Annotated in this window: 20 protein-coding genes; 8 read left to right on the top strand and 12 right to left on the bottom strand. The window is 67.2% G+C overall.

The genetic code is table 11. The annotated features are described in order from the left end of the window. Positions 1-399: 399 nt before the first annotated feature. The 10 genes from ACQPYH_RS44260 to ACQPYH_RS44215 all read right to left on the bottom strand — a co-directional run bounded on the left by ACQPYH_RS44260 (position 400) and on the right by ACQPYH_RS44215 (position 7,343). On the bottom strand, positions 400-639 hold the full coding sequence (locus ACQPYH_RS44260; RefSeq protein ID WP_432884623.1) for a hypothetical protein: 240 nt from the start codon (positions 637-639) through the stop codon (positions 400-402). Next, on the bottom strand, positions 636-1,340 hold the full coding sequence (locus ACQPYH_RS44255) for a hypothetical protein (RefSeq protein ID WP_432884620.1): 705 nt from the start codon (positions 1,338-1,340) through the stop codon (positions 636-638). Before ACQPYH_RS44255 ends, ACQPYH_RS44260 begins: the two co-directional genes overlap by 4 nt. Before the next feature lie 370 nt (positions 1,341-1,710). After that, positions 1,711-2,136: a hypothetical protein gene (locus ACQPYH_RS44250; RefSeq protein ID WP_432884617.1), complete on the bottom strand. Its 426-nt coding sequence runs from the start codon at positions 2,134-2,136 to the stop codon at positions 1,711-1,713. A 54-nt stretch (positions 2,137-2,190) separates the two neighbouring features. Further along, positions 2,191-3,345 (bottom strand): hypothetical protein, encoded by a 1,155-nt coding sequence (locus ACQPYH_RS44245; RefSeq protein WP_432884614.1) that lies wholly within the window; start codon positions 3,343-3,345, stop codon positions 2,191-2,193. Beyond that, positions 3,342-3,530: a hypothetical protein gene (locus ACQPYH_RS44240; RefSeq protein WP_432884612.1), complete on the bottom strand. Its 189-nt coding sequence runs from the start codon at positions 3,528-3,530 to the stop codon at positions 3,342-3,344. The genes ACQPYH_RS44245 and ACQPYH_RS44240 overlap by 4 nt, the downstream gene beginning before the upstream one ends. A gap of 140 nt (positions 3,531-3,670) precedes the next feature. After that, positions 3,671-4,093: an ester cyclase gene (locus ACQPYH_RS44235; protein WP_432884609.1), complete on the bottom strand. Its 423-nt coding sequence runs from the start codon at positions 4,091-4,093 to the stop codon at positions 3,671-3,673. 146 nt (positions 4,094-4,239) lie between these two features. Then, positions 4,240-5,070, bottom strand: a complete 831-nt coding sequence (locus ACQPYH_RS44230) for a DUF72 domain-containing protein (RefSeq protein ID WP_432884607.1) — start codon at positions 5,068-5,070, stop codon at positions 4,240-4,242. Continuing rightward, on the bottom strand, positions 5,067-5,609 hold the full coding sequence (locus ACQPYH_RS44225; protein ID WP_432884604.1) for a GNAT family N-acetyltransferase: 543 nt from the start codon (positions 5,607-5,609) through the stop codon (positions 5,067-5,069). The genes ACQPYH_RS44230 and ACQPYH_RS44225 overlap by 4 nt, the downstream gene beginning before the upstream one ends. Before the next feature lie 73 nt (positions 5,610-5,682). Further along, complete coding sequence (locus tag ACQPYH_RS44220) at positions 5,683-6,762, bottom strand: inositol-3-phosphate synthase (protein WP_432884602.1); 1,080 nt, start codon at positions 6,760-6,762, stop codon at positions 5,683-5,685. Continuing rightward, a complete protein-coding gene (locus ACQPYH_RS44215; RefSeq protein WP_134106506.1) occupies positions 6,759-7,343 on the bottom strand; it encodes a PadR family transcriptional regulator in 585 nt (194 codons plus the stop codon). Before ACQPYH_RS44215 ends, ACQPYH_RS44220 begins: the two co-directional genes overlap by 4 nt. A 203-nt stretch (positions 7,344-7,546) precedes the next feature. On the opposite strand from ACQPYH_RS44215, the gene ACQPYH_RS44210 reads away from it, so the two are divergent. The 6 genes from ACQPYH_RS44210 (at position 7,547) to ACQPYH_RS44185 (ending at position 14,627) form a co-directional block, all read left to right on the top strand. Beyond that, positions 7,547-9,028 carry a short-chain fatty acid transporter gene (locus ACQPYH_RS44210; protein WP_432884600.1) on the top strand — a complete coding sequence of 494 codons (1,482 nt, stop codon included), beginning with the start codon at positions 7,547-7,549 and terminating at the stop codon, positions 9,026-9,028. 190 nt (positions 9,029-9,218) lie between these two features. After that, positions 9,219-11,456 carry a transglycosylase domain-containing protein gene (locus ACQPYH_RS44205; protein ID WP_432884597.1) on the top strand — a complete coding sequence of 746 codons (2,238 nt, stop codon included), beginning with the start codon at positions 9,219-9,221 and terminating at the stop codon, positions 11,454-11,456. Between the two features lie 111 nt (positions 11,457-11,567). After that, entirely contained in the window at positions 11,568-12,761 is a 1,194-nt protein-coding gene (locus tag ACQPYH_RS44200; RefSeq protein WP_432884594.1) for a mannosyltransferase family protein, read from the top strand. 47 nt (positions 12,762-12,808) lie between these two features. After that, positions 12,809-13,123, top strand: coding sequence for a hypothetical protein (locus tag ACQPYH_RS44195; RefSeq protein WP_432884592.1), 315 nt, complete (start codon positions 12,809-12,811; stop codon positions 13,121-13,123). A gap of 245 nt (positions 13,124-13,368) precedes the next feature. Then, a complete protein-coding gene (locus ACQPYH_RS44190) occupies positions 13,369-13,881 on the top strand; it encodes a SigE family RNA polymerase sigma factor (RefSeq protein WP_432884589.1) in 513 nt (170 codons plus the stop codon). After that, a complete protein-coding gene (locus ACQPYH_RS44185; protein ID WP_432884586.1) occupies positions 13,878-14,627 on the top strand; it encodes a hypothetical protein in 750 nt (249 codons plus the stop codon). Before ACQPYH_RS44190 ends, ACQPYH_RS44185 begins: the two co-directional genes overlap by 4 nt. Before the next feature lie 19 nt (positions 14,628-14,646). Here ACQPYH_RS44185 and ACQPYH_RS44180 read toward each other — a convergent pair whose 3' ends face one another. Continuing rightward, positions 14,647-18,600 (bottom strand): GH92 family glycosyl hydrolase, encoded by a 3,954-nt coding sequence (locus tag ACQPYH_RS44180; protein WP_432884583.1) that lies wholly within the window; start codon positions 18,598-18,600, stop codon positions 14,647-14,649. A gap of 270 nt (positions 18,601-18,870) precedes the next feature. Here ACQPYH_RS44180 and ACQPYH_RS44175 point away from each other — a divergent pair, with 270 nt between their 5' ends. Together ACQPYH_RS44175 and ACQPYH_RS44170 are read left to right on the top strand one after the other, a co-directional pair. Then, positions 18,871-19,770: an NAD-dependent epimerase/dehydratase family protein gene (locus ACQPYH_RS44175; RefSeq protein WP_432884580.1), complete on the top strand. Its 900-nt coding sequence runs from the start codon at positions 18,871-18,873 to the stop codon at positions 19,768-19,770. Next, positions 19,767-21,965 (top strand): glycosyltransferase, encoded by a 2,199-nt coding sequence (locus ACQPYH_RS44170; RefSeq protein WP_432884577.1) that lies wholly within the window; start codon positions 19,767-19,769, stop codon positions 21,963-21,965. The genes ACQPYH_RS44175 and ACQPYH_RS44170 overlap by 4 nt, the downstream gene beginning before the upstream one ends. Here ACQPYH_RS44170 and ACQPYH_RS44165 read toward each other — a convergent pair. Continuing rightward, positions 21,868-22,338 carry a GtrA family protein gene (locus tag ACQPYH_RS44165; RefSeq protein WP_432884575.1) on the bottom strand — a complete coding sequence of 157 codons (471 nt, stop codon included), beginning with the start codon at positions 22,336-22,338 and terminating at the stop codon, positions 21,868-21,870. The genes ACQPYH_RS44170 and ACQPYH_RS44165 overlap by 98 nt on opposite strands. Positions 22,339-22,473: the final 135 nt, after the last annotated feature.

Raw genomic sequence — 22,473 nt, 5'->3', positions numbered from 1 at the left:
GGGCGAGCACCGCGCACGGGCGAGCACCGCGCACGGGCGACCACCCCGGACGGGCGACCACCCCGGACGGGCGAGCACCGCGCACGGGCGAGCACCGCGCACGGGCGACCACCCCGGACGGGCGACCACCCCGGACGGGCGAGCACCGCGCACGGGCGAGCACCGCGCACGGGCGAGCACCGCGCACGGGCGACCACCCCGGACGGGCGACCACCCCGGACGGGCGACCACCGCGCACGGGCGACCACCCCGGACGGGCGACCACCGCGCACGAACAACCACCGCGCACGGGCGACCACCGCGCACGGGCGACCACCGCGCACGAACAACCACCCCGGACGGGCGACCACCGCGCACGGGCGACCACCCCGCACGAACAACCACCCCGGCAATCACCCGTCAGTCTCCGCGGGAGGTGGGCGGCTCTCGGTGGGCTTGGGGTTGGCTGGCCGGGCGGCGGGGAGCTGCAGTGGCGCCCGAAGCCGGGCCCTGCGCGCTGTGGAGAGGCGGTGCTGCACCGAGCCCGGCATCCATGCTCCGACGGAGATCCTGGTTCGCCGACCAGTACTCGGCGAGGTCGTTGATCTTCGTGTTGGCCTGCTGGAACGCCTCCAGGCCGGCCAGCGCGGACATCTTCACGTCAAGAGGATCTTTGGGTCGTACCCGTGGATCGACGCGAACGCCGGCTTCATCGCAGCCTCGATCTCCGCGACCGCACCGGCACGCGCCTGCTCAGGCACCACGTCGGACAGCGTCTTGTCGTACAGCAGTTCGGCAGCAACCCGGAACTTGTCCTCCGCGTTCACCACCGCCATTCGCAGGATCACCTCGTCTCCAGACAGCTCTGTGCGCGCACCGACAGCGTTCGCGAACCGCTCGACCGCCGGCCGATACTCGCCGTACGGCGGAGGCGTGCTGACCTCGCTGATCCCCGGTGCAATGCGCTCCAGATCAAGCTCGGCGATGTACCTGTCCAGCAGGATCTGCGTCGCGAGCTCGGTCGCCGCCTCCTCGACGACCTCGTGCGCCGGCTGCTTGTAAGCATCCATCCCGGTCGAGTGCGACGTCCCCCTCGCCGCGAGCAGGTGGATGTTCTCGTGCAGCACGACCCGGATCGCTTCTTTGAACCGCTGCAGCGTCCAGTCGCCGTGCCGCTCGCCGGCCCGGTCGAACATGGTCTGGAGCGACTCGACGATGTGCTCCGGGTGGTAACGAAGCGAGTTGTCCCGACAGGCCAGCCCCCACCGCCTGTCATCAGCCTCGAGCGCATGCCAGACCCGGTTCCAGGACGTGTGATCGGCACCGGTGATCCGCACCGCCACCTGAGCCTGCTCAGCCATCAACTGAGCAAAGCCAGCGACCACAGCCGTCAGCCCCCAGCCGAAGGCTGGTATGCCGACCTACCGCCCGACCTCAGACGCCAGCGTGATGTCTTGCCATCCAGGCCCAGAGGCCGGTGTGAGGTGGTGCCGTCCGGGCGAAGGGGTTGGCGTGGGGTCGTGCCCTCTGGGCGCGGAGGCTGGTGCGCTGTGTTGCCGGTCGGGCCAACGGGCTGGGGTGACGTCCTGCCGTTCTGGCTCAGAGGCTGGTGTGCTGTGTTGCCGTTCGGGTCCACGCGCTGGTGTGGCGTCCTGCCGTTCAGGCTCAGGAGCTGGTGTGACTTGGTGCTGGCCTGGCCCAGGGGTTGGTGTGAGGTCTTGCAGTCCGGGCTCATCTGTCGGGGTTGGGGGCTGGGGAGTTCTCCAGTGCTTCGATCTGCAGGCCGAGGGAGTCGGTCAGGGCGAGGATCTGGTGCTGTTCTGTTGTGCCGGCGACCGTGTCGGCGATCTGGCCGATGTCGTCGATACCGGCTCGGAGCGCGGTGATGCGTTCGGTGGAGCTGCCCTGGGCGTTGCGTGCGCGGCGGTGGGCGCGGACGGCCGCTGCCATCGCGTCGGAGACGGGCGGTTGCTCCATATCGAGAACCTCGGACAGTTGGCTGACCAGCAACTCGGCCTGGCTCTGGTCCGATCGCGGTTCGACGAGGGGAGCGAGGGCTCGCAAGCGCTCCACCTCACCCGCGAGTGTGGCCGAGTCCATCGAGCGCGCGGCAGCCAGCACTTGTGCGTACTCCGCATCAAACGTCCGATAGTCCATAGCTCAGTATCCCGACCGACCGGGTTCGTGAGGGGGAGCCTCCCGGGGTGCGCGTCATCCATAGCGTTCACGGCGGCGTTCATGGACGTGCGAGGTCAGTGCGGCGACGGGTCGGCCTCGGGCGGGGTGGAGGTGTGCGGACTGGCTGCGAGTGGCGGATGGCGGTGCGAGACCGGACAGGGCTACTTCATGCGGTGATGAAGGTGTGGGACCGGACAGGGCTGCTTCATGCGGTGATGAAGGTGTGGGACCGGACAGGGCTACTTCATGCGGTGATGAAGGTGTGGGACCGGACAGTGCCGCTTCGTGGGGTGGCGGGGTCGGGACTGGCGGCGGGAGGGCGCAGGCGTTGGCGTGGGTCGGGGCGCGATCGGCGTGGAGCGGGCTGAACGTGTAGGCGGACTCGGCGGACTGGATTTCCTGGTTGAGGTAGTCGAGGAGTTGGTCGGCGGTCGAGATGGACTTGGCTGCGGCAAAGCCGGGTGCGGTGAGCTCGTAGGCGTCGAGGTGGTCGAGGCCCGCGCGGAGGATGGACTCCAGGCGGGATCGGGTGTCGGCGCCGTCCGGCTCCAGATCGGGGAGACGGGTGGAGTTGTAGACGAGCGTGACGAGCATGGGGAATTGGCCGGCTGCCGTCTCGCGGTTGAGGAGATCGATGACTTCGCCTCGGGACAGATCGTTGCGGGAGTCTAGGTCGCTGGTGAGTTTGCGGACGGCGGGGACGAATGCGGCGTAGTACCCGCCGGCCTGGACGGATTCGATGCCGGGGGCAACCTTGTCGACGCCTAGGCGGTGGACGTAGTCGTCGAGGTGATCCTGCGCCCAGGCCTCGGTGACGCCCTCCTCCAGTTGGCGGCTGCCGGGTTTGACGAACGCCTCGCGTGCTGCGTCCTGCGTGGAGCCGGACGGGCCGAGGAAGTGGGCGTGTTCGTGAAGCAGGGTGGCGAGGGACTCGCGGTACTGGACGAGGGCCGACGTGGGGTGTTGCTGGCCGGGGTGTTCGTAGAGGTGGCGTAGCGGGTCGAGGATGGCTTCGCTGTCGAGATAGAGGGTCCCGTCCCAATGGGCGAGGCCGAGGACGGGGCCGGTGGACTCGATGACGCGACCGTTCCACGCGGACTGCTCGGCGCCGGCGAGAGTCCGCGCGGTCTCACCACTCGCGGCCAGCAGTTCGTCGAGGGAGCTCGGGATAACAGCAGTGCTGATCATGAGCGATAGGCGGTCGCGAGGCGGACGAGAGAGTCGGCGGTACGGCGAAGTCGCGCCCGCTCGCTCGGATCATCGGCGTTCGCGGCGAGCCGCCCGAGCTCGGTGATCAGCCAATCCGCCCGCGCCTGCCGCTCGGCGATCGGGGTCGAGGGCGAGGGCGGCGTCGTACCGGGGTGATGCTCCATGTGATGTCCTCCCGAGGTGTGAAGTCGGCGGAGAACATACGGAGATCAGGACCGGATTCTGCGACGGATTTGGAACTGTGGATAACTACGGGTCCCAGGGCGCGGGTCAGCGGCCCCGCGCCCGGTGTGCTGGAGCTGTACTAGTTCGCGGCGGCTGCGTTCTTCGATTGCAGGTCCTGGATCAGCGCCGCCATCGGGAAGTACGCGCGAAGCGCCGTGATGCTTCCGCCGTCGATGTCGTAGAAGACGACGTAGGGCATCCGAACCATGGCTCCGGTCGCTGGTACGCCGGCGAACTCCCCCTTGTGCTTCCCGACGAACACGGCCTCGAGCCCCGCGAATCCGTCGCCGAATGCAACATTCCGGAGCTCAGGCGAGGCATCGAACATCTGGCGGTGCAGCGCGAGGATGAAGTCGCGTACGGCCTCCCGGCCATGCACTTCGTCCCCGGTCTCCATCGTCGTCCAGACGATGTCGTCGCTGAAGAACGCAGCGAAGTCACCGCCGTTCAGCAGCGCGGCGAGGTAGTCGCGCAGCGTGGATTCGGTCTGTGTCACTGACATCGGGGGCCCCCTTTCACCGAAGCGTCGCGGCCTGGTGTCACGACGCCATGGACCGGCGCGCCGGTCCCCCCACCGTTCAGTCAAGCACCGCGAAAGAACAGCGGAAAGGGATCATCGGGACGGAAGAAGTAGTCAAACGGATGAACTCAGAACAGCGTCGGCGGTTCGGTGGCGACGGGCTCTGGGAGCGGGGCGAGTTCGGGGACGGCGGCGGCGACGGTCGCGTAGAAGTGGCGAGCGAGGTTCAGCGCTTCGGCGTTGTCCGGGGTGTGGAGGAAGATCGTCGGCGAGCGGCCCTCGGAGAGCCAGTGCACGACCAGTTCGACGAGATATCCCCAGCCCCCGACGGTCTCGGCCACGGAGTCGCGACCGATATAGCGGACGATCGGGAACGCGGTGAGGGCACGAGTACGACGGGCCACGCGCGGCTTCTTCATCCACGCGTCGCGCTCGGCGAGGCTGGTCGGGCGCTGGGCGAAGAGCGTGCCGGTGTCGAACGGGATCCACTCGGCGTCGACGCGGGCGAGTACACGCTCGAGGTTGGCGGCGGCTTCCGGCTCATCGAAGAAGGAGCGGTGGCGGACCTCGACGGCGTACCGGAGGTCGCGGGGCACCTGATGGAGGAAGGCGGCGAGGGCGCCGAGGTCGGTGGGGGAGAACGCGGCCGGCAGCTGGATCCACACGGCGTGATTGCGTGGGCCGAGCGGCTCGATCGCGTTGAGGAAGTTGCGGAACTCGGCCTCGACGTTCGTGAGCCGCCGCTCGTGCGTGATCACTTGCGGCAGCTTGACCACGAAGCGGAAATCAGGCGGCGTCTGAGCGGCCCAGTTCTCCACAGATGCACGCGACGGCGTGCCGTAGAACGTCGTGTTGCTCTCGACCGCATTGCACCAGGACGCGTACGACCGCAGCTTGTCCCGAGAAGATTGCGGCCACGCAGGATGCGTCCACTGCGCACAACCCACGTGCAGCCTCATAGCGACAGCACGTACTGCCGACAGATGTGGACACGCGAGAAACGCGAGCGCAGAGAAGCCTCGAGCGAGATCGGTGCGTGCATGAACGCAGTCACCGGCTTGCCCAGACCCTCCGGCGTCTCGAAGCCGTCGGCATCGTCCTGCGACGACTTGTAGACATGGAGATAGCGGAAGTTCTCCCTGAACCCCGACCGCTGGTACCAAGCGTTCGCCGACGCGTCTCCGCGCGTCCACGCATCGAGTACGCCGCCCGGCAGGCGAGGGACGACCGCGTCGAGCAACTGCGTGGCCAAGCCGCTGCGCTGGTGATCGGGGTGTATCGCGAGCACGTCGATCGTGGCGCGGTCGGTGAAGATCTCGACGTCCATCAGGCCGACCACGGTGTCGTTCTCGACGGCTACCAGCCGGTGTGCCGGGTTCTCGAAGCGCGGGCGGTCGACCACGACGTCGTCGTAGTACTCCGTGCCGAAGAAGCTGAGCAGGCGGCACTGGAGCCAGCTGGGGGCGTCGGCGTCGCGGTAGTCGCGGATTTCGGTCATCCGGCGCCATGATGGCACGCCGCCCCGTCACCCGGAACCGGGAACGGGGCGGCGCGCTAGAGCGGTCCAGAGGTCAGCGCTCGACCTCGCCGCGGATGAACTTCTCCACCAGGTCGCGGCAGACGTCGTCGGCGTACTGCTCCGGCGGCGACTTCATGAAGTACGACGAGGCCGACAGGATCGGGCCGCCGATGCCGCGGTCCTTGGCGATCTTCACCGCGCGGATCGCGTCGATGATGATGCCGGCCGAGTTCGGCGAGTCCCAGACCTCGAGCTTGTACTCCAGCGACAGCGGCACATCGCCGAAGTTGCGGCCCTCGAGCCGGATGAAGGCCCACTTGCGGTCGTCCAGCCAGGCCACATAGTCCGACGGGCCGATGTGCACGTTGCGGGGGTCGATCTCGTCCCGCAGCTGCGAGGTGACGGACTGGGTCTTGCTGATCTTCTTGGACTCCAGCCGCTCGCGCTCGAGCATGTTCTTGAAGTCCATGTTGCCGCCGACGTTCAGCTGGTACGTGCGGTCCACGGTGACACCGCGGTCCTCGAACAGCTTGGTCAGCACGCGGTGCGTGATGGTCGCGCCGATCTGCGACTTGATGTCGTCGCCGACGATCGGCACACCGGCAGCGGTGAACTTGTCCGCCCACTCCTTGGTGCCGGCGATGAAGACCGGCAGCGCGTTCACGAACGCGACACCCGCGTCGATCGCGCACTGCGCGTAGAACTTGGCCGCCTGCTCCGAACCGACCGGCAGGTAGCACACGAGTACGTCGACAGCCGCCTCACGCAGCGTCGCGACCACGTCGACCGGGTCGGCGTCGGACTCGGTGATGGTCTCGCGGTAGTACTTGCCGAGGCCGTCGAGGGTGTGACCGCGCTGGACGGTGACGCCGGTCGGCGGCACGTCGCAGATCTTGATCGTGTTGTTCTCGCTGGCGCCGATCGCGTCGGCGAGGTCCAGTCCGACCTTCTTGCCGTCGACGTCGAACGCGGCGACGAACTCCACATCGCGGACGTGGTAGTCGCCGAACTGGACGTGCATCAGACCGGGGACGCGCTCTTCGGGCTTCGCGTCACGGTAGTAGTGCACGCCCTGGACGAGCGAGCTGGCGCAGTTGCCGACACCGACGATCGCTACGCGGATCGAGGTCATCTGGAATCTCCTTGGGTAGGCGGTTGGTGCTGTTCAGGGGGCCGCTGTTGCCGCCGCTCGCCGTCGATCAGCTCGTTCAGCCAGCGGACCTCGCGCTCGGCCGACTCCAGGCCGTGCCGTTGCAGCTCGAGGGTGTAGGTATCGACCCGCTCCGCCGTCCGGCTCATCGCCGCCCGGAAGTTGGCCAGCCGCTCCTCCATCCGGGCCCTGCGGCCCTCGAGGATGCGCAACCGGGTGGCCGGATCGGTCCGGCCGAAGAACGAGAAGCGGACGCCGAACGTGTCGTCCTCCCAGGCCGACGGACCGGCCTCGTGCATCGCGTGCGCGAAGTAGTCCTTGCCGTCGGCGGTGATCGTGTAGACGATCTTCGGCCGGCGACCCGACTCCGGTGTCCCGGGGTCGGCCGTGATCAGGCCGTTGCGGAGCATCGCCTTCAGACACGGGTACAGCGAACCGAACGACAGCACGCGTCCCCAGCCGAACTGGGCGTTGACGCGCTTGCGGAGCTCGTAACCGTGCATCGGCGCTTCGTGCAGCAGACCGAGTACGGCGAGCTCCAGGACCCCACTGCGGTTTCCCATGAGCCACCTCCCTCGGTCTAGTTTGTCATGACCTGATGTATCGGTTCGATACATCGCACCGCCACTGTAAGCAGACCCCGGGCCTGTGGACAACTCTTGACAAAGCCGACCTTTGTCACCTACCGCGCGAAAACTTGTTACGTCAGACGCCGAGCCGCGTTAATCGAATGACACTCAGAGTCGCGGTATCGGAGCGGAGGGTCATGGCCGACAGCCATGGGAAGCACACCAGGTCCGAGGTCGAAGCCGACGGCGCGCTTGCGCGGCTGGCGTTACGGTTCACCGCGTTCACCGAGAAGTGGCTGCCGGACGCGTTCGGGTTCGTCCTGGTCGGCACCTTCGTGGTGCTGCTGTTCGGGCTCGTCACCGGAGAGCCGCTGCTGAAGCGCCCGGACGACCCGGCCGCGACCAAGGGTTTCGGGCTGGTCGATGCCTGGGGCATCGGGTTCTGGTCGCTGATCACCTTCACCCTGCAGATGGCGATGATCATCATCGGCGGGTACGCCGTCGCGACCAGCGGGCCGATCGCCCGCTTGATCACGCGACTCGCCCGGATCCCGAAGGACCCGCGTTCCGCGGTCGCGTTCGTCGCCGCGGTAGCGATGCTGGCGTCGTACCTGAACTGGGCCTTCAGTCTGATCTTCGCGGCGATCCTGGCGCGCGAGGTCGCGCGCAACGTGCCGAAGGCGGACTACCGAGCGCTCGGAGCAATGGCGTTCCTCGGCCTCGGAACGGTGTGGGCGCAGGGGCTGTCCGGCTCGGCTGCGCTACAGGTGGCGAGTGCGAGCAGCAGTCCACCGCCGGTTCAGGAGGTCATCAAGGCCAGTGGGCACGCCAGCGGTCTGATCCCGCTCAGCGACACCATCTTCACCTGGCAGGCGATCGTCGCGACGCTGATCGTGTACGTCGTCGGCGTCGGGATGGCGTGGTTCATCGCACCGGGCGAAGGCAATGCACGGACCGCTGAGCAGATCGGGATCGAGCTCAAACCACTCATCGGCCGCGGGTCGGCGTACAACGGTCAGCGTCAGGAGGCATCTAGGCCTGGTGACTGGCTGGAGCATTCACCACTGTTCAGTCTGCTGATCGTGTTGCTCGGCGCGGTCTACCTGGTCCGCTACTTCAGCGGGAAGAGCTTCTTCAACGCGCTCGACCTCAACACGGTCAACCTCATCCTGTTCCTGCTCGCGCTGCTCCTGCACTGGCGGCCTTGGCGGATGGCTCGCGCCGTACGTGACGGTGCACCGGCGGCGGCCGGCGTACTGCTCCAATTCCCCTTGTACGGCGGGATCTTCGGCATGATCGCCTACACCGGGATCTCCGGGCGGCTGGCCGGCTGGTTGGTGCAGGCAAGCAACCAGTTCCTGTTCCCGCCGCTGGTCGCGATCTACTCCTGCATCCTCGGCATCTTCGTGCCGAGCGGTGGGAGCAAGTGGGTGATCGAAGCGCCGTACGTGCTGCAGGCGGCGAACGAGTTGAAGGTCGACGCGGGCTGGATGGTCGTGGTGTACGACCTCGGCGAGGCGAGCGCCAACCTGCTGCAGCCGTTCTGGATGTTGCCGACGCTCGCGATCCTGGGCCTGAAGGCGCGCGACATCATGGGCTACACGTTCACGATGTTCCTGGCCTGCTTCCCGGCCGCCCTGATCGCCGTGACGCTGCTGGCACCCCATGTGACCTCGTGAGAGTCGCATCACAACATGCATCGGGAAGCAAACCTTCCGACGATGTAAGACGTCATCGGAAGAGTCCCGGTGGACCGTTTTCACTTGGACGCACGGTGGTTGCTAGCATCCGGAGCGGATTCGGGCGCGTTACCACACCCACCGTAGTCTGTGGGGCAATGACTCCAGCCAGATCGTCGAGGATTGCAGAGTGAGTGAAGCTCGTAGGAAGGCCGCCCCGGCCCGCCGTCGGCAGAAGAGGCACTGGGCGCTCCGCGTTCTCGGCTGGCTGGCCGCGCTCATGTTCCTCGGCATCATCGGCGCGGTCGCGACCTTCTTCGTCGTGTACCAGACGACGAAGATCCCCGACCCGAACAAAGAGTTCGCCACCAACACGACCACGGTGACGTACGCCGACCAGCGCAACGGTCTGGGCACGTTCTTCGAGCAGAATCGGCACTCGGTGCCGTTGGCACAGATTCCGAAGCGCGTCCAGGACTCGGTGATCGCGGCCGAGGACCGGACCTTCTGGACCAACCCGGGCATCTCGCCGCAAGGCATGGTCCGGGCCGGGGTGAACATCGCCCGCGGGCAGCAGTTGCAGGGTGGTTCGACGATCACGCAGCAGTACGTGAAGGTCATGTACCTGACCCAGGAGCGGACGGTCGGCCGCAAGCTCAAGGAACTGTTCATCGCGACCAAGTTGGGCCGGCAGCAGGACAAGAGCAAGACGCTCGAGGGCTACCTGAACACGGTGTACTTCGGTGAGGGCGCGTACGGCATCTCCGCCGCGGGTGACGCCTACTTCAAGAAGCCCGACCCGAACACATTGAGTGTCCCGGAGTCGGCTCTGCTCGCCACCGTGCTGAACAACCCGACGCTGTTCGACGTCACTGACCCGGACCCGCGGACGAAGCAGCGGATCATCGAACGCTACCGCTATGTGCTCGACGGTATGCAGCAGATGGGCACGATCTCCCCGGCCCTGGAGAAGCAGTACGCCAACCGCCTGCCGGCGCTCAACATGAAGACGAAGAGCAGCCGCTACGGGGGCCCGAACGGCTTCCTGCTCGACATGGCTCGCAAAGAGCTGGGCAGACTCGGTTTCGACGAGGACGCGATCACCGGCGGCGGCCTGAAGGTCACGACCACCTTCAACTACACGCAGCAGAACAAGATGCTGATCGCGGCCAAGAACGAGCTGCCGAAGAAGAACGCCGGCCTGCATGTCGGGATGGCCGCCGTCCAGCCCGGCACCGGTCAGCTGCTGGCGATGTACGGCGGGCCGGACTTCCTCAAGAGCCAGATCAACTGGGCGACGACCAAGGCCCGGCCGGGTTCTTCGTTCAAGCCGTTCGCGCTGGCCGCGGCGCTCGAGGACGGGAAGTCGATCTACGACATCTTCCAGGGCGACAGCCCGATCACGGTCCAAGGCCAGAAGTTCGGCAACGAGCTCAGCACCGACTACGGCGACGTCACCCTCCTGAAGGCGACGGAGGAGTCGGTCAACACCGCCTTCTACGACCTGGTCGACAACAAGATGGACAACGGTCCGGAGAAGGTCACGGCCGCGGCCGAGGCGGCCGGCATCCCGGCGTCGAAGGCTCTGGAGAACGACAAGTCGAACCCGTCGACCGTGCTCGGCCCGAACGCGTACGCGTCGCCCGTCGACATGGCGAACGCCTACGCGACGTTCGCGGCCGAAGGGAAGTACACGCCGCTGCACGTGATCAAGGAAGTGCGCGGTCCGGACGGCAAGGTGCTGTGGTCGGACGCGAGCGTCCTGAAGCAGCAGAAGCAGGCATTCCGGCCGGAGATCGCGAACATGGTGAACTACGTTCTGCAGAAGGTAGTCACGGATGGCACCGGAACGGGCGCCAAGGATCTCGACCGCCCGGTCGCCGGCAAGACCGGCACCGCCGGTGGTGTCGCTGTGGAGGACCGGGCCGAGAACAAGAAGTGCGACGGCTGCAAGGAGGGCTCCGCGACGCTGACTTCGTGGTGGAGCGCATATACGCCACAGTTGTCGAGCTCTGTGCTGTACCGAGCCGGAAACAGCGGTGAGTCGGACCTGGACCCGTACAGCGACGACCCGGCGTTCTTCGGTGGCAACTGGCCGCTGAAGACCTGGCTGGCGTTCATGAAGGCTGCCCTGGACGGTGTGCCGAACGCCGACTTCGTGGCCCCGGACGCGGACCAGGTCAAGGACACGACCACCCCGACGTACACGCCGCCCCCGAGTACCCCGCCGCCGAGCACGCCACCCCCCAGCACCCCACCGCCGAGCACTCCGCCTCCGTCGACGCCGCCGCCGAACACTCCGACGAACACGCCGACGAAGACGAAGCCCACCAAGCCGACCAACACTCCGGTTTGGCCCTCGTTGCCGACCGGCGGCACGACGACTCAACCGACGAAGACTCCGCAGAAACCCGGCGGCGGTCAATAGCTACAGACGACGGCACCCCACCGGGTGCCGTCGTCGTTTGTCAGCCAGGTCCCGACATGGGAGACGATAGAGGCGTGACTCGGGCGGACTGTGGTGTGTGGTGGTGTGCGCGTGTTTGAGCGCACGACCGCCGGTGACCCCAAGCCGGGACGGGCTCGGCGGGCCCGGGTGGACGGGGTCGGCTGGCAGCGGTGGATGCCGTCGGCCCAGGGCCGCGAGGTCCTCGGGTGGTGGCTGGTCAGCCGGATCGCGCTGTTCGTGCTGTCGGTCTCGGCGCCGCTGTTGTTCAACCGGGGCAACGACTACCCGAACGTCTGGCACGCCTGGCTGCAGTGGGACGTCTGGCACCTGAAGGCGGTCGCCGAGTTCGGCTACAACCACGGGGAGCCGTCCGGCGCACCGCTGGCCGCGTTCTTCCCGGGCTTCCCGGTGCTGGTCCGGCTGGTCAGCTACACCGGCATCGGGTACGTCGCAGCGGGCATCGTGGTCTCCGCGGTCGCCAGTGCGTTCGCGGGCATTTACCTGGCGCGGCTGGCGCAGTACGAGTTCCCGGAGCTGAAGGGCATCGGGCCGAACGCGGCGATGATCTGGTACTGCGCCCCGGTCGGCGTGTTCCTCGCCGCGGGGTACACGGAGGCGCTGTTCTGTGCGTTCGCCTTCCCCGCCTGGCTGGCCGCGCGGCAGGGGCGCTGGGCGCGGGCGGCCGTCTTCGTCGCGTTGGCGTCGACCGTGCGCGTGTCCGGGATCTTCCTGATCTTCGCGTTGCTAGTCGAGTTCATCACCTCGAAGAAGCGGGACTGGCTGTCGCTGCCCTGGCTGGCCTTGCCCGCAGTACCGGTGCTCGGGTTCATGGCGTACCTGAAGCAGATCCACGGCTCGTGGTTCGCCTGGCAGGAGGCGCAGGAGAAGGGCTGGGCGCGCGAGTTCACCTGGCCGTGGGTCTCGCTCGAGCACACGTTCCAGGCCGCGAGCAAGGGCCACTTCTCGGCGGACCGCAGCGACTGGACCTGGATGTTCCGCGCCGAGCTGGTCGCGCTGTTCGTCCTGCTGCTGCTCCTGGTCTGGCTGTTCTGGCGCCGGTCCTGGGGTGAGGCCGCCTGGGTCGCCGCAACAGTCGGCGCATTCTGTACGTCGTTCTGGATCTACTCGCTGACTCGCGCCACCCTGCTCATGTGGCCGCTGTGGATCGGCCTCGCTGTGCTGGCCCGACGGAGACCGTGGATCGGCCGGCTCTACCTGGCCGTGGCCATACCGCTGGCTGCGATCTGGGCGGCCGGCTTCTTCACCGGTCGCTGGTCCGGCTGAGTAGTTCTGCTCAGGCGCTCCGCCCGGTGCGTCCTTAGCGTGATTCCATGGATGGCCGGACGATCGGCAGGGTCACGGTGCAGGCGGCCTTCGTCGGTGTGGTGGCAGGTGTCGCGTACGCGACGATGCGGCAGTTCGGAGCCCCACTCTGCCCGCCGACGGCGGTGAGCTGCGCGGCAGAGACCGGTGGCGCTCTGTTCGCAGTGCAACTCGGCGGTGTGGCGACCGCGCTGGCTCTGCCGGTGCTGGCGCTGCGGGCCGGACTCGGGTGGGCGTTCGCGGTCGTTGCCACCGCCGGAATCGTGGCCGTGAATCTTGTCTGGTTCCTGACGATGTCCGACATGTGGACTGTTTTGCGGTGAGGCAACCCTCGGGAGGGTTCGAGCGTCGTTAGGGATGAAGGGGTGGCAGTCCGGGCGGGGACCGCCACCCCTCATCACACTTAGCGACACCCGAGTCTCCGGCGGAACCTTTCAGGGGCAGGCTCCGCCGGATGGACGCATCGAGGGCGACGGCACCAGCCGCCGCCCTCGCGTCATGATGCAACCTCTCCGCGGGCTCACCCAGTAGTTCCAGGGTGAGATCACCGGACAAGGGAGGGCCGATCGTGAGCGATCGCGACGCGGAGTACCTCGAGTACGTGACGGCGCATCGCGGCCGGATGCTGCGCACCGCCCGGCTGCTCACCGCGGGGGACACGCACTGGGCCGAGGACCTCGTCCAGGTCGCGCTGACCAGGCTGTACGTGCACTGGTCGAAGGTCCGCAAGGAGGACGGCGCGGCGCGGTACGCCGACCGGATCCTGGTGAACGCCTTCCTCGACGAGCGCCGGCGGATGTGGCGCCGCCGGGAGTCGGCCACCGAGCAGCTGTACGACGCTGCGTCGCCCGCCGACCAGGACCCGGCCGAGCGGTTGACCGTGCTGGGTGCGCTCGCGAAACTCCCGCGCCGCCAGCACGCCGTCGTCGTACTGCGGTACTTCCGCGACTTCGACGTTCACACCACCGCCGAGCTGATGGGCTGCTCGGAAGGCACAGTGAAGTCCCAGACGTCGCGAGCGCTCTCGACGATGCGCGATCTCCTGCACGATTCCCTCGAAACCATGGAGAGCCTGCGATGACCGACCTGAAGGAACTGCTCGACGAGGCCGCAGGCCCCGAGCCCACCGTGACCGACGCCGACGTGTCCGGCGACCTGACCCGCGGCCAGCGCGCACTGCGCCGCCGCCGCATCACCGGCATCGCCACCGGCGCCCTCGCGACGGCCCTCATCGTCGGCGTCGGCTGGTCCGTCCTCCCGTCCGGTACGACGAATGGCGCACCGCAGCCGGCCGCCCAGGCCACAAAGACCCCGAAGGTGGTGAAGTCGGTGGGGAAGGACTACCGGACGACCGTGCCGCAGGACACTCGGAAACCGCCGGTCATTCCGGCAGACCCGGTGCCACTGGCGGCGAACAGCACGCCCTTCGCAGGCGTCGTCTTCACCTGCGACCTGATCCCCCAAGGCTGGGTCGTCAGGCGCTTCGGCAAGCAGGTCGTGTTGTACGACCCCAAGCTGAGAAACCCGAGCCAGTACCACGACGCGACCTACACGCTGGCCGTCTGGTCGGAAGACATGGTCGATGACGGCGACGGCCTCACCCCGGCGAAGTACGGCGAGGCCTGGACGAAGCTGCCCAAGGTGCCCGCGGGCAAGCAGCAGGTGGTCACGACCGGCGTACCGGGCAGCCCGTACGGCCGCCAGCAGGTGTTCCTGCGGCAAGGCACCACCAAGCACCTCGTCACGGTCACGAACCAGGCGTGGAACCTGGCCTGGGACATGAACGCGCTGCTGAGGTTCGCCGGCTCCTGCCACTACAAGAAGTGACAGGAGCCGGCGTCCGGGATCAGCCCCAGTTGCGGTCGATGGACTGCGACGGGGTCGGGCTCGGCTTCGACTCGGCGACACGCTTGTCGGTCGGGTGCGTGCCGGTCTCGACGCCCTTCAGCGTCCCGAGGAGCTCGACCTCGGCGAGTGTGACGCCGTCAGCGCCCGCTGCCGGGGTCAGCACCAGGCGGTACTGCGTGTACGCCTTCGGGGAGGCGATGCTGAAGGACCTCGTGTACGACGCCCACGCGAACGTCTCGCCAGTGCGGCGATCCACCGTGGACCACGTCGTACCGTCGTTCGAACCCTCCAGCGTCCACGCGGACGGCGCCGTACCGGTGGTGCCGCTGGTCAGCGTGTACATGCCGACCGGACGGCCCTGCGGTAGGGCGACCGTGACGGTCGGCTGAGCGCCGGTCAGCGTGACCTGCGTCTTCGAGTCGTTGTCGATCAACGCGGAGACATCAGCGCCACCCGCACCGATCACCGCACCGGTGTCGGAGGTCGAGTCGTGCCAGGTCATCGGGTCCTCGCCGGGCTTGGTGATCGACGGCGGTGCGTCGTTGCGGCCGGTGCCCCACTTGGTCGGCTGGTCGGTCATCTCGAATTCGATCTTGCCGCCGTTCGCGATCAGGTCGTGCGGCAGCGACGTCGACGTCCATGCCTTCCCGTTCACGCGAACGCTCTTCACGTAGATGTTCTTCGAGCTGTTCTTCGGCGCGCTGATCACCAGCTTCTTGCCGCCGGCCAGCCGGACCGTCGCCTTGGTGAACAGCGGCGAACCGATCGCGTACGTCGGTGAGCCCACCTGCAGCGGGTAGAAGCCCAGCGAGCTGAACAGGTACCAGGACGACATCTCGCCGTTGTCCTCGTCACCCGGGTACCCCTGCCCGATCTCCGAGCCGGTGTACAGCCGGGACAGCACCTCGCGCACCTTCTCCTGCGTCTTCCACGGCTGCCCCGCCACGTCGTACATGTAGGTGATGTGGTGCGACGGCTGGTTGCTGTGCCCGTACTGACCCATCCGTACGTCGCGGGCCTCGAGCATCTCGTGGATCGTGCCGCCGTACCCGCCGGTGTGCAGCGCGTCCTCGGGCGTGCTGAAGAACTCGTCGAGCTTCTTCGCCAGCCCGTCGCGGCCGCCGTAGATCGCGGCCAGGCCGGCCCCGTCCTGCGGCGCCGAGAACGCCATGTTCCACGCGTTCGTCTCGGTGTAGTCGTGACCCCAGTCCTGCGGGTCGAACGTGCTGGGCGAGTTGCCCCAGACGCCGTCCGGTCCCTTGCCCTGGAAGAAGCCGACGGTCGGGTCGAACAGGTTGACGTAGTTGCGGGCCCGGTTCAGGAAGTACTTGTAGTTGTCCAGGTACTCCTGCTTGCGCGGGTCGTTCTTCTTCGCCTTGTCGTACAGGGACTTCGACATGTTCGCGATGCCGAAGTCGTTGATGTAGCCGTCCATCGACCAGCTGAAGCCTTCACCGGTGGTGTTGGCCGTGTAGCCGTTGAACGTCGACAGGTCCATGCCCTTGCGACCGACGTTCTGCGACGGCGGTACGACGGACGCGTTCTTCACGGCAGCGTCGTACGCCGCCTGGACGTCGATCCCCTTGATGCCCTTGAGGTACGCGTCCGCGAAGGCGACGTCGGACGACGTACCGACCATCAGGTTCGCGTAGCCGGGGGAGGACCAGCGTGAGATCCAGCCGCCGTCCTTGTACTGCTGGACGAACCCGTTCACGAGCGCGGCCGCGTCGTCCTGGGAGAACAGCGAGTACGCCGGCCACACGGTCCGGTACGTATCCCAGAAGCCGTTGTTCACGAACGTCTGCCCCGCGACGATCTTCGAACCGGTCGTGGTCGGGGTGTCGGCGCCGACCTTCGGAGACGTCGGCGATGCGTAGGTGATGACCGGCTTCGACGCGGTGCCGGTGTTCTCTGAGCCGTTGTTCGGGTAGAGGAACAGCCGGTAGAGGTTCGAGTACAGCGTGGTCAGCTGGTCGGCTGTGGCGCCCTCGACCTCGATCGTGCTGAGCTTCTTGTCCCACTGCGCCTGCGCGGCGTCCTTGACCTTGTTGAACTTCGATCCGGCCGGCAGCTCGAGCTCGAGGTTCTTGCGCGCCTGCGCGGTCCCGATCAGCGAGGTCGCGATCCGCAACTGCACCTGGGTGGTCTTGGCGTCGAACCTGAAGTAGCCGCCGACATCCGCGCCGCCGCCGTTCGCAAGCTTGCCCGAGGCAAGCACCTTCTGGTCCACGACGCCGTACACGAACAGGCGGCCGGCGCCGGTGGACAGACCGCTCTTGATGTCGGTGAACCCGGTGACCACACCGGTCGCCGGGTCGAGGGTCAGACCGCCGCTGTTGTTGACGTTGTCGAAGACCAGCGACGCCTTGCCGGCCGGGAAGCTGAATCGCAGCATCGCCGCGTGGTCGGTCGGCGCGATCTCGGCCGCGTTGCCGTTGTCGAACGTGACGCCGTAGTAGTACGGCCGGGCGACCTCGTTGTCGTGACTGAAGGACCAGGCCCGCGCCTTGCGGTCCGCGGTCGGGGTGTCGGCGGTCGACGGCATCACCTGGAAGGTCTGCCGGTCACCCATCCACGGGCTGGGCTCGTGGCTGATCGACAACGCCTGCATGGTCGGCCTGTTGTCCTCGTTGTTGCCCTTGGCGTAGTCGTACAGCCAGGACGTCGAGCCGGCGTTCGTCACCGGCGTCCAGAAGTTGAAGCCGTGCGGTACGGCGGTCGCCGGGAAGTTGTTGCCCCGCGAGAAGCCGCCGGTCGCGTTCGTGCCGCGGGTGGTCAGCGCGAGGTCCGACGGGTGCTTGGCCGCGGTCTTCTGCGCCGCGCGGTCCGGGTTGATCGCGGCGGCGATCCGGATGTCGTCCAGCCAGCCGCGGAAGTCGGCCGGTCCGGACGGCTTGTCGTACCCGACCAGGATCCGCTTGATCGTCTTACCGGCAGCGACCGCGCCGAGGTCGGCCTCGACGTTGTTCCACTGGTTCGTGTAGAGCGCCTTGGAGTCGCCCTGGCCGCGCGGGCTGAGCGTGAATCCGTGGTTGTCCTTGGCCTTCAGGTCGCTCAGGTACGTGCCGTCGTCGAACGCGAGGTCGAGTGCGGCGTACGTGCTCGGGTAGCTGAGGTCACCCTCGACGTGCTCGGGGAAGATCTTGTACGACAGGCGGGTGTCCTTGCCTACCTTGAGGTCGACGTCGGAGATCTTGTTCCACGTGTAGCCGCGGCCGGTGCTGTCCTGGTGTCCGGCGTACCGGAAGGACTTGACTCCGGTGAAGCCGACGCGGGCCCGGGCGTTGTACGCACTGGTCGGGCCGGAGTCCAGCTGCGACTCGGCGACCGGTCCGGGTGGCGGCAGCGGGGCGCCGTTCGAGAGGTACCAGTCGGCGAGCTGGACGATGGCCTCGCCGTGGTTCAGCGTGACGTCCAGCTTGAAGAACTTGTACGCCGTCTCGTTGGAGAAGCTGTACTCCTTGGTCTGGAACCTGTTCTCGAAGCTCTGACCGGTCTGCGTGTCCAGCGTGGTCCAGGTGGCGCCGTCGTTCGAACCGGAGACGGTCCAGTTCTGCGGGTCGCGACCGTCGGCGTCGTTCGCCGAGGTCAGCGCGTACTTGCGGATCACGACCGGGGCCGAGGTCTCGTAGACCAGCCAGCCGGTCGGCTCGAACACCAGCCACTTGGTGAACTTGTCACCGTCGGCCGCGTTGGTGGCGATCTCGCCGCCACCGGTGTTCTCGCCGTTCGCGGTCACCGTGGTGACCTTGTCCATCTCACTGCCGCCGATCCCCGTCGGCGTCGGGCCGCGCACGCCCTCGGTGCGGGGCTTCCCGTCCGGTCCGGTCTCGACGGCATCGGTGTAGCCCGGCTGCGGCTGGCCCGGCTCGAAGGAGGTGAAGAACGAGGACCCGCTCACCACGGGCTGGTCAGCCACGGTGGCCGGAGGGACGGCATGAGCTGACGTCATGGAAGTAGACATTGTCACAATCAGTCCGAGAGACGCGACGAGCCCCAGTGGGCGGCGGAGATCCATACACGCTCCTTGCACAACCGGCCGGCACCACGGGACGCCCCCGCCCACCGGTATGAGTACGCGGCCCCGATGACAAGGTTGTCAGCCCGCGCCCGGGGTGATCCTGCCCAGCTTCGTAACCCCCGGTCAATAGTTCGTAGCGCACTGTCGACGCATGGTGGTGGATCGACACCCCGGCGGTAGGTTGAAGCCATGGTTGTAGGCATGGACGATCGTGTGCTGGTCACCGGGGCGGCCGGATTCATCGGGCGGGCCGTGGTGGCCGCGCTGCGGGAGCGCGGGGTGCCCGTGACCGCGGTGGATCGGGAGCCGCCGGACCCGTCGTGGGACGAAGGCGTGCACGTGGTGACCGGCGATCTCGCGGTGCAGGAGACCTGCGTCGCGGCGTTCGAGACGCGTCCGACGGCCGTGGTGCATCTGGCCGCGCTGACGTCGGTGCTGCGGTCGGTGGATGCGCCGATGCAGACCTTCGCGCAGAACGTCACCATCACGCAGGTGCTGCTCGAGTTGGCGCGGGGCAGCGGCGTGGACCGGTTCGTGCTGGCCTCGACGAACGCGGTGGTCGGTGATGTGGGTACGTCGACCATCACCGCCGACCTGCCGCTCCGGCCGCTGACGCCGTACGGCGCGACGAAGGCAGCGGGCGAGATGCTGCTCTCGGCGTACTCCGGGAGCTATGGCCTGGCGACCGCGGCGCTGCGGTTCACGAACGTGTACGGGCCTGGGATGTCGCACAAGGACAGCTTCGTGCCGCGGATGATGCGGGCGGCGCTGAGCGGCACCGGCGTGAAGGTGTACGGCGACGGCGCGCAGCGGCGGGACCTGGTGTTCATCGACGACGTGGTGAGCGGGATTCTGCTGGCGCTCGACAGCAAGTACGACGGGCGCGCGATCATCGGTTCCGGGAGATCGGTGTCGGTGCTGGAGATGATCGAGACCGTACGCGAGGTCACCGGGCGTCCGGTGCCCGCAGAGCACATCGAGGCACCAGCGGGCGAGATGCCTGCTGTTGTTGTAGACATCGCCAATGACCTTGGCTACAAGCCGACGGTCACGCTGGAAGAGGGCCTGGAACGGACGTGGCAGTACTTCGAACAACAGTGAGACGCCACTGGCTGCTGGTCGTCTTTCTCGCGCTGGGTGTTGTACTGCGGGTGCTTGCGACCATCGCCTACCGGCCGGCGATCGTCTACACCGACTCGGTGCAGTACCTGACCAACATGGGGAAGCTGAGCCCTGACCAGCTCAACCCCATCGGCTATGACTTCGTGCTCGGCCCACTGGTCTGGATCGGTGGGCTGACCTTCGTAGTGATCGTCCAGCACCTCGTGGGACTGCTCCTGGGCGTAGCGATCTACGTGCTGGCCCGCAGACTCACCGTGTACCGCTGGCTGGCCGCGGTGGCCGCCGCACCGATCCTGCTCGACGCCTACCAGGTCCAAATCGAGCAGAACATCATGGCCGAGACCACCTTCGACGTGATCCTCGTGGCCATCCTCTGGCTGCTCCTCGGCCGCGTGCCCGGCTGGAAGCGCGCAGCGGTCGTCGGCGTACTGATCGGCGCCGCCTTCTCGGTCCGCGCTATCGGCATGGTGCTGCTGATCGCCGTGGTGCTCTACCTCATCGTGGTCGGCAATGGCTGGCGCAAACGCCGCATAGACGTCGTACGGCGTACTGCGGCAGCTATAGCCGGATTCGGCGTCGTCTTCGCGGCGTACGTCGGCTACTACCACGGTGAGACCGGCCGCTGGGGTTTCACCGGCGCTGAGAACCAGATCCTGTACGGGCGGACCGCCACGGTCGCCAACTGCGCCAAGCTGCCGCTCAACGAGGGGACCCGGCTGTTCTGCCCCAAGGAGCCGCTCGGTGAGCGCCTGGGCGTGGACAAGTACGCCCACAACCACTACGGCGACCCGAACTGGCCCGGCCCCCTCCCACCCGGTACGACGAAACGCCAGCTCGCCACCGAGTTCGCGCACCTCGTGATCAGGCACCAGCCGCTCGACGTGACCTGGGCAGCGCTGAAGGACTTCGGGAAGGGTTTCGCGCCGATCCGGACCAGCTCGCCCAACGACGTACCGCTGAGCCGTTGGCAGTTCCAGCTGACCTATCCGAACCTCAGCGACCCCAATACCGCCAAGGCTGCCGTGAAATGGGGTGGGTCGGAGCCACACGTCACCCACGTGCCCGCGGTCATCCTGCGCGCGTACCAACTTCACGGCGGCTACACGTCCGGCACGCTGCTCGGTCTGTATGCCTTGATCGCTCTGGCCGCAGTGGCCGGGCTGGGGCGAGCAAAGACGTCCGGTCTCCGCTCAGCCGCACTGTTGCCGGTTGCGGCCGGTGTGATCCTCTTGCTGGGGTCAGCGGCGTTTGAGTTCTCATGGCGCTACCAACTGCCCGGTCTGGTGTTCTTCCCACTAGCAGGTGCCATCGGACTACGTGCAGTCCTGGGCAAGGATCAGGCTCGCCCTGCGATGGCGGACTATCCCGACACCGTCGATTCCCTTGCAGTAAAGGACTTTGGCACGAAGGAGTTCGCGCCGGTCGTCGTAGTCATCGCGGCGTACAACGAGGCCGGCGGGATCGGCCAGGTGCTTACGAACATGCCCAGGACCTGCGCGGGCCTGCCTGTCGACGTACTCGTCGTAGTGGACGGCTCGACGGATAACACTGCCGAGATCGCTCGTGAGCATGGGGCTTTTGTGTGTGTTGCCCCGAGCAACCGTGGTCAGGGCGCCGCGCTCCGGCTCGGGTACAACCTCGCGGCCGCAGGCGGAGCGGAGTACGTCGTCACGACCGATGCGGACGGGCAGTACGACAACAGCGAGCTCGAAGTACTGCTGGAGCCGATCCTGACCGACCGGGCCGACTTCGTCACCGGGTCGCGCCGGCTCGGAGCCGAGGACGCGGACAGCCGGCTGCGCTGGGTCGGCGTACGGGTCTTCGCGGTGCTCGCGTCGATCCTGACCCGGCGCAAGCTGACCGACACGTCGTTCGGGTTCCGCGCGATGCGGTCCGAGCTGGCGACCGCGGTGACGCTGCGCGAACCGCAGTACCAGTCGTCGGAGTTGCTGCTCGGTGCGCTGGCCATCGGCGCCCGCGTGGTCGAGCTGCCGATGACGATGCGCCGGCGCGGCGACGGAGCCAGCAAGAAGGGCCCGGGCCTGGTGTACGGCGCCAACTACGGGCGGGTGATGACTACGACGTGGCTACGGGAGTACGTACTTCGGCGGGGTCGGCGGCGGGCGCAGGCTTGGCGAACACCAGCCGGTCGAACAGCACGAACTTCACGATGAACAGGATCGCGTAGGTCGCGAGGTAGGAGCCGGAGACCAGGATCGTCTTCCAAGCGTGTGATTCGAGCGGTTGCACCAGGTGGTCGGTCACCGAGGTGACCACCGCGGCGGTGACCGCGGAGCCGAGCACGATGATTGTGTACGGCAACTTCTGACCGCTGCGGCCCCAGGTGTAGCGGCGGTTCAGGACGTAGTTCGGGACAGCGCCGGCGAACCAGGCGACGACGGTCGCGACGATCGCCGCAGTACCGAACCAGTAACACAGAGCGAACGCCAACTGGCTGACCACGGTTGCGACCACGGAGGATGCCGAATACCTCGCCCACAGCAACAATCGGCCGCGGGAGAGTCCGGTCTTGGTGATAGCGCGCATCGGGGCCTATTCTGCACCCCCGCACCGTCCGGGGGCACTCCAGTGGAGATTCTCAGCCGATTGCCAGCGAATAGATGACTCCCGTCACGTTACTGGAGCGGGTACTCGGGATAGGAATGACTGTGACGACGTTCC

The organism is Kribbella sp. CA-245084 (genome assembly GCF_050942355.1).
GTDB lineage: Bacteria > Actinomycetota > Actinomycetes > Propionibacteriales > Kribbellaceae > Kribbella.
Note: the sequence above shows the minus strand (reverse complement) of the source record. Positions and strands in the feature narration are given on the sequence as shown.